Consider the following 16,270-nt stretch of genomic DNA (forward strand, 5'->3'; position numbering starts at 1 on the left):
TGGGTTCAGGCGATTGCGGCGCGGGTCGTGCGGGCCTTGAGCCAGCGCGCCAGGATAATGCCGGCGATCATCGCGGCGAGGAAGATCGGCGTCTGCGGATGGCCGAGGCCGAGTGCGGGAACCGCGCCGCCCGGGCAGAAGCCCGCAATGCCCCAGCCGATGCCGAACAAGGCCGAGCCGCTGACAAGCGGCATGTCGATGTCGCGGGTGGTCGGCAAGGAGTACCGCGCGTCGAAAAGCGGGCGTTCGCGGGCGCCGAAGACCAGGCGGTAGCCGATCGCGGTGGTGACGAGCGCGCCACCCATGACGAAGATCAGGCTGGGATCCCAAGTGCCGGCGATGTCGAAGAAGTTCAGAACCTTGGCCGGGTTGGCCATGCCGGAAAGGGCGATGCCGATGCCGAACAGGCCACCGATCAGAAAGGCGGAAACGATTTTCATCTTCAGGCTCCGATCACATGACGGACAATATAAACGGTCACGAAGGACGCGATCATGAAAACAACGGTGGCAACAATCGAACGCGGCGACAGCCGGGCCATTCCGCAGACGCCGTGGCCGCTGGTGCAGCCGGCGCCGTAGCTGGCGCCGAAGCCGACGATCAAGCCACCGACGACGAGCGCGACCGTCGACACGGGCACGGAAAAGGCAACGCTGCCGCCCGCCGCGAGGAAAACGAGCGGCGCCGCGACCGCGCCGGCCAAAAACGCAGCCCGCCAGGCCCAATCGGTCGCCAGGGGAGGGATGACGCCGGCCAGAATGCCGGTCATGCCGGCCACGCGGCCGTGCACGGCCATCAGCGCGACGGCCGCCAGTCCGATCAGGACGCCGCCGAACAAAGAAAGGTACGGTGTGAATTCTGTCATGGGAAGGTTACCGGAGAGGTTGGAGGTTGGGCTTGCGGTTGCTGGTTTCTCGCCATATATGATTACGTATTCATATGTTCAAGGAAAAAAATATGCGCATGGATATCGATCTGCTCGATCGTTCCGCCGAGAGCGCGGCCGAACTCCTGTCCGCGCTCGCCAACAAGAACAGGCTCATGATCCTGTGCAATCTGCTGAATGGCGAAATGGCGGTCCAGCCCCTGGCCGAGGCCGTCGGCATGAGCCAGTCGGCGCTGTCCCAGCAGCTCGCCAAACTACGCCTTCAGCATCTCGTGGCCACGCGCCGCGCCGGGCGGGAGGTCTATTATCGGGTCGCCTCGCCGCAGGTCGCCGAAGTGTTGGCGACGCTTTACCGCCTCTATTGCGAGCCGATGCAGGAGGCCTCGGGCCACAACGCGGTGGCCGTCGGCGCGTGATCCGGGCGCCACAGGGCGCCCGGATCGGCGGCGGGCCTTCTTGATCTGTCGTCGCGGTCTGTGCGTTCGTCGCCGAAAGCCCAGCCGGTCCCGGTCGCGACGCGTCTTATGCGGCCGCGTCGGCGAACAGCCCGCCCGCGCGCGCGAGTTGGCGCAGATGGTGGTCGGCATTGCCACAGGCGACGTCGATCATGGTCATGCGCTTGAAATAATGTCCGACCGCATATTCCATCGTCATGCCGACGCCGCCGTGGATCTGGACGGCGTTCTCGCCGGTCAAGCGTCCGCCACGCCCGATCTCGGCCTTGGCCGCGTGCATGGCGCGGGCGCGCTCTGCGGCGTCGGTTTCGTTCGCCATCATGGTGGCGAACATGGTGATCGAGCGTGCCTGTTCCAGCGCCACGAACATGTCGACGGCCTTGTGCTGCAGCGCCTGGAAGGAGCCGATCGGCACGCCGAACTGTTTCCGGACCTTCATGTAGTCCACGGTCAGCCCATGCATGGCCGCCATCACGCCGACCGCCTCCGCGCACAGCGCGGCGATCGCCTGGTCGACGACATGGCGCACCAGCGGCAGGCCGTTTTCGGGGTCGCCCAGAACGGCGTCCACCGGAACCGTCACGCCGTCGAGGGCGATTTCGGCCGCGCGCAGCCCGTCCTGGGTGGCATAGCCGCGGCGTGAGACGCCGTCGGCGTTGGCATCGACCAGAAAGACGCCGACGCCGCCTTCCTCGCGCGGGCCGCCGGCCGTGCGGGCGGTGACCACGAGGCGATCGGCGCAATCGCCGTGCAGCACGACGCTCTTTGCGCCCGAAAGCACGTATGAGCCGCCGTCCTTGCGGGCCGTCGTCTCGACATGGTTGAGATCGAAACGCGCATCGCGCTCGGTGTGGGCGAAGGCGAGCTTGAGCGCTCCCTCGGCGACCTGCGGCACCCATTCGGCGCGCTGCTCGGCCGAGGCGCCGAGCCGCAGGAAGCCGCCGCCCAGAATGACGGTGGCGAAATAGGGTTCCAGCGCCAGCACCCGGCCGAGCGCTTCCATCACGATCATCGTCTCGACGGCCCCGCCGCCAATGCCGCCGTCTTCCTCGGCAAACGGCAGCGCCATCAGGCCCATCTCGGCATAGTGGCCCCACATGGCCGTGCTCCAGCCCGCGTCCGACTTCAGGATGCGGTTGCGCTCCTCGAACCCGTATTTGTCGGCCAGAAGCCGGTCGAGCGAGTCCTTCAGGATCGATTGTTCCTCGGAAAGGTCAAAGTCCATAGAGTTCCTCTATTTGAGTGCCCAAACGCCACGCGAGGGACTGGTGACGGTGCCATCCTTGTAGAGCGTGAACCGCGCCCACCTCACGTTCTTCTTGAAAAGGTTCTCACCGTCACTAGTCGTACCGTTCAGTTCGGAGGCCGGAACAGGCTCGTTGGCTTTGATCCATCGGTAGACGTTTTCGGGACGCGAGGGACCGAGTGCTCGAAGCGCATTCACGACCCATTTGCAGTAGGTATTTCTAGAAACCGCTGTCATTGCTTACCCTTGACATCACAACCCCAGTACCGCCTTGGCGATGATGTTTTTCTGGATCTCGTTCGAGCCGCCGTAAATCGACACCTTGCGGTTGTTGAAATAGGACGGCGCGGCGAAGTGCGCGTAGTCGGGCACGTTGGAGGGTTCGTTCCAGCGATCGTCGCCCTCGGGCAGGTAGGGCGCGGCGTAGGGCCCCATGACCTCCATCAGCAGATGGGTCGTCGCCTGCTGGATCTCCGATCCCTTGATCTTCAGGATCGAGGAGGCGGGGTCGGGGCGGCCGGTGCTGCCGCGTTTGGCGTCGGCGGCGACCACGCGCAGCTGCGTCATCTCCAGTGCCTTCAGGTCGATCTCGATCGAGGCCAGCTTCTCGCGGAAGCGCTCGTCCTCGATCAACGGCCGTCCCGACGACATTTGCTTGGCCGCCAGCTCGCGAATGCGCGCCACGCGCTGCTTGGAGACGCCGATGCGCGCGATGTTGGTGCGCTCGTTGCCGAGCAGGAATTTCGCGTAGTCCCAGCCCTTGTTTTCCTCGCCGACCAGATTCTCGACCGGCACCTTGACGTCGGTCAAAAACACCTCGTTGATCTCGCGGCCGCCGTCGATGGTGACGATCGGGCGGACCTCGATGCCGGGCGACGTCATGTCGATCAGCAGGAAGGAGATGCCCTGCTGCTTCTTCGCCGCCGGGTCGGTGCGCACCAGACAGAAGATCCAGTCGGCATATTGGGCCAGCGTCGTCCAGGTCTTCTGACCGTTGACGACGTAATGATCGCCCTCGCGCACGGCGCGGGTCTTCAGCGAGGCGAGATCGGAGCCGGAGCCGGGTTCGGAAAAACCCTGGCACCACCAGTCGTCGAGATTGGCGATGCGCGGCAGGAAGCGGGCCTTCTGGTCGTCGTTGCCGAACGTATAGATCACCGGCCCGACCATGTTGACGCCGAAGGCGAGCGGCTGCGGGGCCGGGAATTTCTGCAGCTCCTCCAGAAAGATATATTGCTTCATCGGTCCCCAGCCGGTGCCGCCGTGCTCGACCGGCCAGTGCGGCACCGCCCACCCCTTTTCGTTGAGGATGCGGGTCCAGCGCACGAAGTCGTCCTTGCCGACATGTTCGGCGTCGACCATCTTTTCGCGGATGTCGGCGGGCAGCGTGTCGCGGAAGAAGGCGCGTACCTCTTCGCGAAAGGCGAGTTCCTCATCGGTGTAGCGAAGGTCCATGTGAAGCTCCCTGCTCGATGGCGCCGCCCCGGCCGCCTGGCCGCCGTCTTGCCCGAGGCCGGGCAGGCTGCTGGCGAGCGAACCGGCGCGGGCCGTGTTCAGTTGATTTCCAGCAATCCCGCCGCGCCCATGCCGCCGCCGATGCACATGGTGACGACGGCGTATTTGACGCCGCGGCGCTTGCCCTCGATCAGGGCGTGGCCGGCGAGCCGGGTGCCCGACATGCCGTAGGGGTGGCCGACCGCGATCGCGCCGCCGTCGACATTGAGCTTTTCGGGATCGATGCCGAGCCTGTCGCGGCAATAAATCACCTGCACGGCGAAGGCCTCGTTCAGTTCCCACAAACCGATGTCGTCGACCTTGAGCCCGTGCCGTTCGAGCAGGCGGGGCACGGCGAAGACCGGGCCGATGCCCATTTCGTCGGGCTCGCAGCCGGCGACGGCGAAGCCGCGGAAGATCCCGAGCGGGGCAAGGCCGCGCCGCTCGGCTTCCTTGGCCTCCATCATCACGCAGGCCGCCGCCCCGTCTGAGAGCTGGCTGGCGTTGCCGGCGGTGATGACGCCGTTCTCGCGCACCGGCTTCAGCCCCGCCAGCCCCTCGGCGGACGTATCGGGGCGCGGCCCCTCGTCATGTTCCAGCGTGACCTGTTTGTGCGAGACCTCCTTGGTCTGCTTGTCGACGACCGCCATGCGCACGGCGATCGGTGCGATCTCGGCGTCGAAGCGGCCGGCCTCGCGCGCCGCCGCGACGCGTTGTTGCGATTCCAGCCCGTATGCGTCCTGGCGCTCGCGCGAGATGTCGTAGCGTTTGGCGACGATCTCGGCGGTGTCGATCATCGGCAGGTAGACCTCCGGCTTGATCGCCATCAGCTTGTCGTCCATCAGCCGGAACGTGTTGCGATGGTCGTTCTGCACCAGGCTGATCGATTCCAGCCCGCCGGCGATCCCGGCCTTCACCCCGTCATTGCGGATGGCGTTGGCCAGAAGCGCCATCGACTGCAGGCCGGACGAGCATTGCCGGTCGATCGTGGTGCCGGCGACTGAGACCGGCAGGCCCGCCGTCAACAGCGCCCGCCGGGCAACGTTGAGGCCGGTCGCGCCCTCCTGCATGGCGCAGCCCATGACCACATCCTCGATCTCGCCGCCCTCCAGCCCGGAGCGCTTGAGCGCGTGCTCGATGGCGTGGCCGCCGAGCGTGGCACCGGGCGTGTCGTTGAGCGCGCCGCGATAGGCCTTGCCGATCGGCGTGCGCGCGGTGGAAACGATGACGGCTTCGGCCATGGCAGTTCTCCTTGAACCTGTTCCTACGAGGCGTGGGCGGTCTCGCGCCGCGCAGCCTCTTCGTGCTTGAGTTCCAGTTTCGACAGCTTGCCGACCGGCGTGCGCGGCAGCGCGTCGCGCAGTTCGAGCGCGCTTGGCATTTCGTGCCGGCCGAGCCGGGTCTTGAGGAAGGTGCGCAAGTCCTCCAGCGTCAGCACGGGCGCGCCGGGCCGCAGCTTGACGAAGGCCTTGGCGGCCTCGCCGCGATAGGCGTCTGCCACACCGATCACCAGCACCTCCTCGACATCCGGGTGCTCGTAGATCATCTGCTCGATCAGTTGCGGGTAGACGTTGTAACCGCCGGACAGGATCATGTCCTTCTTGCGGTCGACGATGGTGAAGAAACCGTCCGCGTCCATGAAGCCGATATCGCCGGTCAGGAAGCCGCCGCCGGCGAAGGCGGCCGCCGTCTCTTCGGGGCGGTTGAGGTAGCCGGCGGTCACGTTCGGCCCGAAAATGCGCAACTCGCCGGTCTCGCCGGGGCGCAACACGCGTTCGGGCTCGTCGAGCGCGACCACGTCCATCCAGATGCCCGGCAGCGGCACGCCGATCGTGCCGACCTTGTCCGGCCGGTCGAGGGGGATGTTGGTGCCGGCCGGTGCGGTCTCGGTCATGCCCCAGCCGCCGAGCAGGTCGTGCCCGGTCGCGACCTTCAGCCGCCGCGCGATTTCGACCGGCAGCGGCGCGCCGCCGGAGGCGCAGTAATGCAGCGAGGAGAAGTCGCGCCTTTCGAAGCCGGGGGTGGAGCAGATCGCGATCCACATCGTCGGCACGCCGGGAAAGCTGGTCGCGCCGGCCTCGATTTCGTCGAGCGCGGTCAGCGGGTCGAAACGGGTGTGAACGAGCAGCGTGTGGCCGTTCTTCACGCTGCGCAGCATCACCGCGGTCAGCGCGTAGATGTGAAACAGCGGCAGGAACAGCAGCACCCGCTCCTGGGCGGGGCGCATCAGTCCCCAGGCGTCGAACCACAGATCGTAGCTTTCGACCGCCGTCGACAGATTTTCATGCGTCAGCAGTGCGCCCTTGGGCATGCCCGTCGTGCCGCCGGTATATTGCACCAGCGCCAGGTCGCCGAGTTCGACTTCGGGCAGTGATTCAACGCCTTCAGAACTTGAGTCAGCATGTTGCCGACCTGAGTCCAGAAATTCGTCGAACGTCTTGAAATCGTTCGTTTCCGGCAGCGGTCCCGTGAGCGGGGAGGGGCCGAATTTCGCGTCCTCGCCGATGACGAGGAGATCGACCAGACCGTCTGCGACGAGTTCGCCGGCGCGTGCCGCCAGCTCGCCGATATTGGTGGTCACGAGCAGCCGTGCGCCCGAGTCGGCGAGCTTGTGGCAAAGAACGCGCCGGCTGTCGAGGGGGCTGAGATGCACCACGGTGGCGCCGGCCTTGAGCGCACCGAAAAAGGCCAGCAGATGGTAGATCGTGTTGGGCAGCAGCAGTGCAATCTTGACGCCCGGGCCGGCGCCGGCGGCCCGGAAGGCGCGTGCGGCCCGATCGGTCTCGCGGCTGAGCGCCGAGAAGCTCAGCCGCGCGTTGCGAAAACACACCGCCTGCTTGTCGGGCCAGCGCGCGGCGGCGCGGTCGACGATGGTGTGGACCGGCCAGGCTGCAAGTGTCGTGTCGGGCGCCAGGCCCGGCGGATAGATCGCCTTCCAGGGAGCGGAGGCGAGATCCATGGTCAGGCCGCCTTGCCCTTGCGCAGTGCGGCGAGCCGGGTGCCGGAGGCCGCCGCCTCCTTCAAAAGGGCGGCGGGTTCGAACACGTCCTTGCCGGTGCGCGCGTGCCAGAACTCCAGGCGCTCGACGATGCCGCCCACGCCGTGGCTTTCGGCCCAGAACATCGGCCCGCCCTTGCCGACCGGAAAGCCGTAGCCGTTGACCCAGACCAGGTCGATGTCGGAGGCCCGGGCGGCGATGCCTTCCTGCAGGATCTTCGCGCCCTCGTTGATCAGCGGGTAGAGCGTGCGTTCGGTGATTTCGTCGGCCGGAATGTCCCGGCGTTCGATGCCGCGCTCGGCCGCCTTTTCCGCGATCAGGGCCTCGACCTCGGGGTCGGGCGTGGGCGTGCGCGCACCGGCCTCGTAGATGTAAAACCCCTTGCCGGTCTTTTGGCCGAAGCGGCCCTGTTCGCACAGCGCGTCGGCGATCGCGGCGGTCTTGCCGAGTGCCTTGCGGTTGCGCCAGCCGATGTCGAGGCCGGCGAGGTCGCCCATCGCGAACGGTCCCATCGGCCAGCCGAAATCGGTGAAAACCTTGTCGACCTGCTGCGGGGTGGCGCCCTCCAGCAGCAGGTCCTCGAGCTCGGCCGAACGGGCGGCGAGCATGCGGTTGCCGACGAAGCCGTGGCAGACCCCGACCACGACCGGCACCTTGCCGATCCGGCGCGCCAGCGACACGGCGGTGGCGAGCACGTCGGGCGCCGTCTTGGCGCCGCGTACGATCTCCAGCAGCCGCATGATGTTGGCGGGCGAGAAGAAATGCAGCCCGACCACGTCCTGCGGGCGGCCGGTGGCGGCGGCGATCTCGTCGATGTCGAGATAGGAGGTGTTGGAGGCGAGCACCGTGCCCGGCCGGGCGACCGCCTCGATCTTGGCGAACACCTCCTTCTTGATCGCCATCTCCTCGAAGACGGCTTCGATGATCAGGTCGCATTCGGCGAGGTCGGCATAGTCGGTGGTGCCGCCGAGACGTTCCAGGCGCGCGTCGCGGGCCTCCTCGGTCAGCGAGCCGCGCTTGACCGAAATATCGTAGTTCTTGCCGATGGTGGCGAGGCCGCGATCGAGCGCCTCCCGGCTCAATTCCAGGATCGTGACGGGAACGCCGCCATTGAGGAAGGACATGGCGATGCCGCCGCCCATCGTGCCCGCGCCGATCACGCCGACGCGCTTGACGGCGCGCGGGGCGACATCCTTGCCGACGCCGTCGATTTTGGTCGCCTCGCGTTCGGCGAAGAACAAATGGCGCTGGGCGCGCGACTGCTCGCCCTGAACGAGCTCGACGAAATAATTCCGTTCGGCGGCGAGCGCGTCCTCGAACGGCATCGTCAGGCTGTTGCGGACCGATTGCGCGCAACGTACCGGCGCGTCGAGGCCGCGCTTCTTCTTCAAAAGAGCGGCGACGGCGGCGTCGAAGCCGTCGAGATCGTTCTTGGCCTCCGCCAGCTTGTCCTCGCGCCGGCTCACCGGCACGAGGGCCGCACCCTCGTCGGCCCTGGCGCGTGCGAAGGCGATCGCGTTGGCAAGCAGCGCGTCATCGTGGACCGCCTCGACCAGCCCGGCGGCAAGCGCATCGCCGGAGCCGATCGGATTGCCCGATACGATCAAGGTCAGCGCCTGCATGGGGCCGATCAGCCTCGGCAGCCGCTGCGTGCCGCCGGCGCCGGGCAGGATGCCGAGCTTGACCTCGGGCAGGCCGAATCTGGCGCCGGCATCCGCGACGCGGAAGTGACAGCCCATCGCCAGCTCAAGCCCGCCGCCGAGCGCGGTGCCGTGAATGGCGGCCACGGTCGGCTTGGCAAACGATTCCAGCGCGGCGATCAGGTCGGGAAGGTTGGGGCGCTCCAGCGCCTTCGGGGTGCCGAATTCCGTGATGTCGGCGCCGGAGACGAAGGTGCGGCCGGCGCAGGCCAGCACCAGGCCGCGTACGCCATCGTCGTCGCGCAGGGCCTCGAGCGCCTCGTGCAACGGCTTGCGCAAATGCAGGCTGAGCGCGTTGACGGGCGGATTGTCGAGCGTCACGATCGCAATGTCGCCGTCTCGGGTGACGGTCACGGCTTCTGTCATCAATTCTCTCCCTTGGCGGGCGCCGATCACGCGGCACCACTATCGCGCAATTATGGCAGGCGGGCCTGTTTCAGGAAATCGGAAAGCAGCGCTGCGACTGCGTCCGGTTGTTCGATGCACGGCAGATGTCCGGCGTCCCGGACGATCTCGAAACGGGCGCCGGCGATCAGAGCCGCCGTCGACCGCACCAGATCGGGCGGCGTCGAGCCGTCCTGGTCGCCGACCACGCACAGGGTGGGCAGTGTCAGCGCCGCTGTGCCGGCGGTCAGGTCGGCGTCGCGGAGTGCGGCGCAGGTGCCGGCGTAGCCGTCCGCCGGGGTGCGCGTGAGCATGGCGACATAGCCGGCATAGTCGGGATTGTCGGGGCTGCGATAGGCCGGGGTGAACCAGCGTTCCATGATCGCGTCGGCCAGCGAGGCGATGCCGTTTTTAGTCACGCCGTCGATGCGTTGGTTCCACATCTCGGCGGTGCCGATCTTGTGGGCGGTGTCCATCAGCACCAGCGCCTCGGCCAGATCCGGCCGTCTGGCCGCCAGGCCCTGCGCGATCATGCCGCCGACCGACAGGCCGACAAGGGCGCACGATCCGACGCCGCAATGGGCAAGCAGCGCCTCCAGATCGCCGATATGATCGTCGAGCCGGTAGGGCGGCGGCGGTGCCTCGGACAGGCCGTGGCCGCGCTTGTCGTAGCGGATAAAGCGAAAGCCGTCTCCCAGGCGCGCCATCACCGCATCCCAGATGCGGAAATCGGTGCCGAGCGAATTGGCGAAAACCAGCGTGGGTTTGGCCGGGTCGCCCCGGTCCTCGTAATGCAGAACAATGCCGTTGGCACGGACGAACGCCATGCGGTCTCCTCTCCATCTCCGCGACATACTACCGAGTATGTTGCGCGTTTTTCAACCGGTCAATTGGGCCTGAATCGGATTCTTGGGCCCCGAATGCAAGCGCTTTGCCGGTATGGTGCAAGCAGATAGCGGCGCCGGGCGAAGCATGCTTGCCAGGGCGCGGCAAGGCCGGTATAGGACGACTATGTCGATCGCACGCCCATATACGCGTTCAGCCTTGCGCCCGTTCTGCGCGCCGGCAGCCGCGCGTGCGCTTTCCTCGACCCGTCTTCTGCTCGGTCTTATCGGCGATCGCCGGGTCCGCTGAAGGAGCGCCCGGCGGTCGATATGCCTGACCGGGCCTGCTGCTCCTCGCACAACCAATACCGTGATAGCGACGATTGCGTTCCCGTTCGGGCCTGGGCCCGATTGGTGGAGACGCCGGAGACAAGACGATGAACGAACAATCCCCGATCAAGACCACGCCGGCCGGCATGCCGGACGCGGCCAGGAAATATCAGCCTTACCCCGCCGTCGGGCTGCACGACCGGACCTGGCCCGAAAAACGGATCGAACGAGCGCCGATCTGGTGCTCGGTCGACCTGCGCGACGGCAACCAGGCGCTGGTCGACCCGATGGGCCACGAGCGCAAGGCCCGCATGTTCCGGCTCCTGCTCGACATGGGGTTCAAGGAAATCGAGATCGGCTTTCCGTCGGCCTCGCAGACCGATTTCGACTTCGCCCGCTGGGCAATCGAGGAAGCCGGCGTGCCCGACGACGTCGACCTGCAGGTCCTGGTGCAGTGCCGGCCCGAACTGATCGCCCGCACCTTCGAGGCCCTCGAGGGCGCCCACACGCCGATCGTGCATTTTTACAACTCGACCAGCGAGTTGCAGCGCCGGGTGGTGTTCGAGAAGGACGTCGCCGGCATCAAGCGCATCGCCACCGACGCGGCCAAGATGATCACCGACATGGCGGCCAAGGCGGGCGGCGGCTACCGCTTCCAGTATTCGCCCGAAAGTTTTACCGGCACCGAGCTCGAGGTGGCGCTGGAGATCTGCAACGCGGTGATCGAGATCGTCGATCCCACGCCGCAGGATCGTCTGATCATCAACCTGCCGGCGACGGTGGAGATGTCGACGCCCAATATCCATGCCGATCAGATCGAATGGATGTGCCGCAATATCGACCGGCGCGACAGCGTCATCATTTCGCTGCACCCCCACAACGACCGCGGCACCGGGATCGCGGCGACCGAGCTCGGCCTGATGGCCGGCGCCGACCGGGTCGAGGGCACCTTGTTCGGCAATGGCGAGCGCACCGGCAATGTCGATCTCGTCACGCTGGCGCTCAACATGTATACCCAGGGCGTCGATCCGATGCTCGACTGCCGCGACATCACGCGCATGCGCGACGTGTTCGAATATTCGAACCAGATGAAGATACCCGAGCGCCACCCCTATGTCGGCGAGCTGGTCTACACCGCCTTTTCCGGATCGCATCAGGACGCCATCAACAAGGGCATGAAGGCGATCAAGAAGGCCAACAAAGAATTGTGGGAAGTGCCCTATCTGCCGATCGACCCGGCCGATGTCGGCCGCACCTACGAGGCGATCATCCGCATCAACTCGCAGTCCGGCAAGGGCGGCATCGCCTATGTCTTGCAGGCCGACTACGGCATCAATCTGCCGCGCAACCTGCAGGTCGAGTTCTCCCGCCACGTCCAGCAGATCACCGATGCCGAAGGCAAGGAACTGCCGTCGACGCGCATTCACGACAGTTTTATGGAGACCTATGTCGATCAGCCGGACGCGCGGCTCAAATATGTCGATCACCACACCTATCCCGACAGCGAGGCCAAGGGCCGGCGCGTGGTGGAGGCGGTGATCCTCGACAAGGGCCAGGAAATAACGATCCGGGGTACCGGGACCGGGCCGATCGACGGGTTCGTCGACGCGCTTTCGCGCCATATCGGGGTCGAGTTGTCGGTGCTGGACTATTCCGAGCACTCCCTGCAGCAGGGCTCCAACGCCGCGGCGATCAGCTATGTCGAGGTTGAATACCCCAAAGGCCGTCTGTTCGGCGTCGGTATCAACACCAATATCGTCGCCGCCTCGCTCGAGGCGGTGGTGTCGGCGGCCAACCGCATTTTGGGACGGTAAGGGCGGCCGGGAACCGAGCAAGGCGCATCCGCGGCCGGTCGGCCCCGCCGCGGATGATCCCGGTCCTGCCTGACCGGAATGTGGTGCCAGGAGCGGAGGAGGTTGCGTGTCGGATAGTCTTTTTGCCCACGAAATCGGGACCGGAGGCGAGCCGGTGGTGTTTTTGCACGGTTTCGGCGCCGGACATTTCGTCTGGCGCGACATTCAGCCCGTCATCGCCGCGTTCCGTTCCACCATCGCCTATGACCTGCCCGGGCATGGCGGATCGCTGGCCTTCGCCGAGGCGGGCCCGCCCAAGGTGGCGGCAAAGGCCGTGCTCGCCGATCTCGACGCGCGCGGGGTCGGCCGGTTTCACCTCGTCGGCCATTCGATGGGCGGGGCGATCGCGACCCTGATCGCGGCCGGCGCCCCGGAGCGGGTCGCTTCGCTGATGGCGCTGGCGCCCGGCGGTTATGGCGAAACCATCGATGCCGCGCATCTTCGCCGCTACGCCGCGGCCGATACGCCCGCGGCCCTCAGCGCGGCCCTTCGTGTCATGTACGGGCCGGATTTCGCGCTTGCGCCGGCCCTGGTGGCGCCCTACGCCGAGGCGGTCGCCCGGCCGGGCCAGACGGACAGGCTGGTCGAGATCGCCGCCTTGCTGTTTCGCGGCGAGCGCCAGGGTGTGATTCCCTACGCCTTGCGGGCCGGCCTGGCGATGCCGGTCAAGGTGCTGTGGGGCCGCGAGGACCGTATCCTGCCGTTCTCCCACACCGAGGGGCTGCCGCCGCGCATGGCGCTGCACGCCTTCGCAGGCGCCGGCCATATGCTGGCCGACGAGTGCGCGGCCGACGTCATCCATCTGATCCGACAGAACATTCGCTGACGGCCGCGCAGAGGGCTCAGGGGCGCAGCGGCCGCTTGGGGAGGCGGCTCTCGTGCGCGGCGAGCGTGGCCCGGCTCGCCCAGACGGCAAGTTCCTGGCGGCGTCCCTCGAGCTGGTTGTCGCCGAGATACTCGAAATCCGCCAGAAGCCTGTCGGCGGCCTCGGGATCGCGCCGGCGGATGTCGGCGACGACGTCGTCGCTGATGACGGCGGCGCGGCCGACCAGGCGGGTCAGTTCCTCCAGACGGCTTGCCGCGTTGACCGTGTCGCCGATGACGGCGAGTTCGAGCCGTCTTTCGGTGCCGATATTGCCGACCACGACCGGACCGTAATGCAGGCCGATGGCGATTTGGACCGGCTCGGCGCCGCGGGCGCGGCGCCGCTCGTTGAGCGCGGCGACATCCGTCAGGATCGCGTTGACGCAGGCGACGCCGTTCAGCGGATCCTGGGGCACAGGCTCGGGCGTGCCGAACGTGGCCATCACGCCGTCGCCGATGAACTTGTCGAGCGTGCCGCCATGCCGGAAGATCGCTTCTTCCAGCAATCCGTGCACCTCGCGCAGCAGACTGATGGTTTCGACCGGGGTGTGGCGCTCCGACCAACGGGTGAAGCCGACGACGTCGGCAAACAGGATCGCGGCGTCGAGTTCACGGATCTCGGCGAAGGGCAGGTCGTCGCGCGCCAGTTCGTCGACCGTTGCCGGCGGAAAATAGCGCGCGAGATTGAGCCGCTGGCGCTCGATCGCCGCGTAGCGCCACACCAGCCGGCGCGAACGCGCCACGCCGCCGGCCAGGATCGTGGCGACGATGCCGAACACGACGATCTTCTGCGCCTCGACCGACAGGTCGATCAGAGCCGGATTCGCGATCAGGGTGATGCGCTCCGACAGGTCCAGCGACGACGATCCCGGCGCGAAGGGGGAATAGATGACGCTGTCCGGCAAGGAGGCGAGCCAGGTCAGGCCGACAACCCAGCTGACGATGCCGACAAACCCGCCCCACAACACCAGCCTGGGCTGGTCGGAAAAGGCAAGGCCGGCGATCAGCACGAAGAAATAACCGAAAGTCTCGAACCGCAATGCCAGTTGCGGCGGATAGTCGGCGGGCGAAAACGGATTCGGATACAGCATCATCACCGTGATCAGCGCGAAATCGAGCGTGACGAATACGTAAAGATGCCAGTTCCGGAGCCAGCCCAACCGGTCGATCATTGCCGGAATGAAGCCCGTCAGCAGAAAGACGATGACGAGCGACTGATAATAGAAGGATTCGGGATAAGGCGCGATGACGGCGACCAGGATATAGATTGCCACCAGCGCCGCGACGCGCCCGCGCAACTGCAGTCGCCGCCCCTCGCGCTCGTGCCGGTCGAATGTCTCGTTGAGAAGCGTTGGAAACGATCTCGGCTTGCGCCGGGAGCGGTTCCGCATTGTCGATCCGAACCGTTCCGCAACCGCCATGTCGTTCATCCCGCGCGAATCTAGCGTCCCACACATAATTGACCGGACGGGGATTACCAAAGGGCGGCGCGATTTCCGCCGGTGCGCCCGCCGCATTCGGGCCGATACTCTTTGTGACCGGGACGAACACTGTGTTAAAGAAGTGTTAACCCACACGATCGGCACGGGGATCGGTCATGAACGACGGACAGAAGATCGCGGCGGAACAGTCGCAGGGCAAACTCGCGCAGGCGCTGCGCGAAGTCAGGACGGCATCGGCCGAACGCGAGGACGTGGTGGTGGAACTGCGCGAGGCGGCGCGCATGCGCCTCGAGCTTCTAGCGCAGGAGCTGGAGCCGGTTTTCGCCGACGTGCCGCCCGAGGAGATCCAGTTCGACTTTGCCATCTCCTCCGGCGTCCAGCCGCGGCTCTGGATCGACGCCGTCACCCATGTCGCGCTCGGACGCGACCGGCGCACCTATCGATTTGTCCGCGACACCCGGCTGGGGCGCACGGTGCTTGCCGAATCGACCGAGATCAAGCCGGTGGCCGACCAGGTCACCCGTTATATCGCCGAGCGTATGATCGAGCGACAGCGCTGGCTCGACGGCACGGTCGAGCCTCTGCGGCCGGCAAGCGCTGAAACCGCCGTGGCCACCGGCCGGGAGGCCGGGGATGATGGCGTCGACGAGCCCGCCGAGGCGCCGTCTTTGGCCAATGGAGAGGCACGGGCCCGCCGGGCGCGCAAGGCCGGCCAGGGTCTCAGGGCGTTCCTGTCTGGGCTGGTGATTGTGCTTGCCGGGGCGGCGGTCGCCTTCGCGATCGCCGCGGCGATCTACTGGGAGCGTCTGGCGGCCTATTTCGCCGCCGGCTGAAGCGGCTTGAGCAGCGCGGTCCGTTCGATCTCGCGCAGCGCCAGGGCCGCGCCCGTGACGCCCTTGCGCGTCAGGTCGAGCGTCCAGGCGCCCGGCCGGCCGCCGATTTCGAACAGGTTGAACTGGGCCGCGGGCTTCTTGCCGCCCAGACCCTGACTGGCCGAGGTGACGCCCACCACCGGGGCGGGACCGTCGCGCGCGGGAATGTGATGGAGCGTCGGCAGGTGGGTATGGCCGTGCAGCACCAGTTCGACGCCGTGCCGGCGCACGATGCGCTGGAACAGGCCGATGCCGTAGAGCCGCTTGTGGGCGGACGTTGCCCCGCGCACGGGCGGGTGATGGATCATGATCACCCGGAACAGGCCGCGCTGTTCGGCAAGGCGCAGCAGATGGCCGAGGCGCGCGGCCTGGGTCGCGCCGAAATGGCCGAGCGCCATGAACGGGCCGGTGGCGCGGGCCGACGACACGCCGATCAGCGCCACGTCGCCGCGCACCCGCAGATAGGGAAAACCGTATTCGGATAGCCCCACCCCGGTTTTCTCGCCGGTGATCCAGGGGCGCCAGGCCCGGCAGCTCTTGACGAGCGCGCCCGGCACATAGGCGTCGTGATTGCCCGGCACGACCGAGACGTCGTCCGGCCGGCCCAGGGCTGTCAGCCATTCGCGCGCCAGTTCGATCTCGGCGTCGAGCGCCAGGTTGACCAGGTCGCCGGTCACCGCCAGATGATCGGCCTCGGCCTGGGCGAGGCCGGCCATCAGCGCCTCGGTCACGCCCGGGTTCAGCAGGTGCTTGCGGTTGCGTTTCCAGTTGACGTAGCCGGTGATGCGCTTGGAGGCGAGCTCGCGGTAGGATAGATCGGGCAGGGGGCCGAGATGGATGTCGGAAATATGCGCGAGGCGAAACATGCGGTTCGTTCTGAAGCTGCTGTTGTGGGGCCGAACCTAAAGTGGTTCGGCTGCGA

15 protein-coding genes are annotated in these 16,270 nt (G+C 66.8%); 4 read left to right on the plus strand and 11 right to left on the minus strand.

Features of this window, described 5'->3' with window-relative positions:
* Positions 1-5 precede the first annotated feature (5 nt).
* Together EP380_RS16620 and EP380_RS16625 are read right to left on the minus strand one after the other, a co-directional pair.
* Complete coding sequence (locus EP380_RS16620) at positions 6-440, minus strand: YeeE/YedE family protein (protein WP_106570643.1); 435 nt, start codon at positions 438-440, stop codon at positions 6-8.
* A gap of 2 nt (positions 441-442) precedes the next feature.
* The gene (locus EP380_RS16625) at positions 443-865 is read right to left on the minus strand and encodes a YeeE/YedE family protein (protein WP_127599420.1); all 423 of its coding nucleotides are present in this window, start codon (positions 863-865) and stop codon (positions 443-445) included.
* A 92-nt stretch (positions 866-957) separates the two neighbouring features.
* On the opposite strand from EP380_RS16625, the gene EP380_RS16630 reads away from it, so the two are divergent.
* Positions 958-1,302, plus strand: coding sequence for an ArsR/SmtB family transcription factor (locus tag EP380_RS16630; protein WP_127599423.1), 345 nt, complete (start codon positions 958-960; stop codon positions 1,300-1,302).
* Between the two features lie 106 nt (positions 1,303-1,408).
* Here EP380_RS16630 and EP380_RS16635 read toward each other — a convergent pair whose 3' ends face one another.
* The 7 genes from EP380_RS16635 to pcaD form a co-directional block, all read right to left on the minus strand.
* Positions 1,409-2,566 carry an acyl-CoA dehydrogenase family protein gene (locus tag EP380_RS16635; protein WP_127599425.1) on the minus strand — a complete coding sequence of 386 codons (1,158 nt, stop codon included), beginning with the start codon at positions 2,564-2,566 and terminating at the stop codon, positions 1,409-1,411.
* Between the two features lie 9 nt (positions 2,567-2,575).
* Positions 2,576-2,824: a winged helix-turn-helix domain-containing protein gene (locus EP380_RS24010; RefSeq protein WP_127599427.1), complete on the minus strand. Its 249-nt coding sequence runs from the start codon at positions 2,822-2,824 to the stop codon at positions 2,576-2,578.
* A 15-nt stretch (positions 2,825-2,839) separates the two neighbouring features.
* On the minus strand, positions 2,840-4,042 hold the full coding sequence (pimC, locus tag EP380_RS16645) for a pimeloyl-CoA dehydrogenase large subunit (RefSeq protein ID WP_106570640.1): 1,203 nt from the start codon (positions 4,040-4,042) through the stop codon (positions 2,840-2,842).
* 98 nt (positions 4,043-4,140) lie between these two features.
* Positions 4,141-5,322, minus strand: a complete 1,182-nt coding sequence (locus EP380_RS16650; protein ID WP_127599429.1) for an acetyl-CoA C-acyltransferase — start codon at positions 5,320-5,322, stop codon at positions 4,141-4,143.
* A gap of 23 nt (positions 5,323-5,345) precedes the next feature.
* Entirely contained in the window at positions 5,346-7,040 is a 1,695-nt protein-coding gene (locus tag EP380_RS16655; protein WP_127599431.1) for an AMP-binding protein, read from the minus strand.
* A 2-nt stretch (positions 7,041-7,042) separates the two neighbouring features.
* Complete coding sequence (locus EP380_RS16660; RefSeq protein ID WP_127599433.1) at positions 7,043-9,145, minus strand: 3-hydroxyacyl-CoA dehydrogenase NAD-binding domain-containing protein; 2,103 nt, start codon at positions 9,143-9,145, stop codon at positions 7,043-7,045.
* A gap of 50 nt (positions 9,146-9,195) precedes the next feature.
* Entirely contained in the window at positions 9,196-9,990 is a 795-nt protein-coding gene (gene pcaD / locus EP380_RS16665; protein WP_127599435.1) for a 3-oxoadipate enol-lactonase, read from the minus strand.
* A gap of 473 nt (positions 9,991-10,463) precedes the next feature.
* Between pcaD and leuA the strand changes: the two genes are divergently transcribed.
* Together leuA and EP380_RS16675 are read left to right on the plus strand one after the other, a co-directional pair.
* A complete protein-coding gene (gene leuA / locus EP380_RS16670) occupies positions 10,464-12,131 on the plus strand; it encodes a 2-isopropylmalate synthase (protein WP_164749895.1) in 1,668 nt (555 codons plus the stop codon).
* 106 nt (positions 12,132-12,237) lie between these two features.
* Positions 12,238-12,996, plus strand: coding sequence for an alpha/beta fold hydrolase (locus EP380_RS16675; protein ID WP_127599439.1), 759 nt, complete (start codon positions 12,238-12,240; stop codon positions 12,994-12,996).
* Positions 12,997-13,012: 16 nt separating this feature from the next.
* On the opposite strand, the gene EP380_RS16680 is transcribed toward EP380_RS16675, so the two are convergent.
* Complete coding sequence (locus tag EP380_RS16680; RefSeq protein ID WP_158264323.1) at positions 13,013-14,425, minus strand: adenylate/guanylate cyclase domain-containing protein; 1,413 nt, start codon at positions 14,423-14,425, stop codon at positions 13,013-13,015.
* A 206-nt stretch (positions 14,426-14,631) separates the two neighbouring features.
* Between EP380_RS16680 and EP380_RS16685 the strand changes: the two genes are divergently transcribed.
* On the plus strand, positions 14,632-15,309 hold the full coding sequence (locus tag EP380_RS16685) for a hypothetical protein (protein WP_127599441.1): 678 nt from the start codon (positions 14,632-14,634) through the stop codon (positions 15,307-15,309).
* Here the strand turns inward: EP380_RS16685 and EP380_RS16690 are convergent.
* A complete protein-coding gene (locus tag EP380_RS16690; RefSeq protein WP_127599443.1) occupies positions 15,291-16,214 on the minus strand; it encodes a metallophosphoesterase family protein in 924 nt (307 codons plus the stop codon). The genes EP380_RS16685 and EP380_RS16690 overlap by 19 nt on opposite strands.
* Between the last annotated feature and the right edge of the window lie 56 nt (positions 16,215-16,270).

It is taken from the genome of Nitratireductor alexandrii (assembly GCF_004000215.1).
Lineage (GTDB): Bacteria > Pseudomonadota > Alphaproteobacteria > Rhizobiales > Rhizobiaceae > Mangrovimarina > Mangrovimarina alexandrii.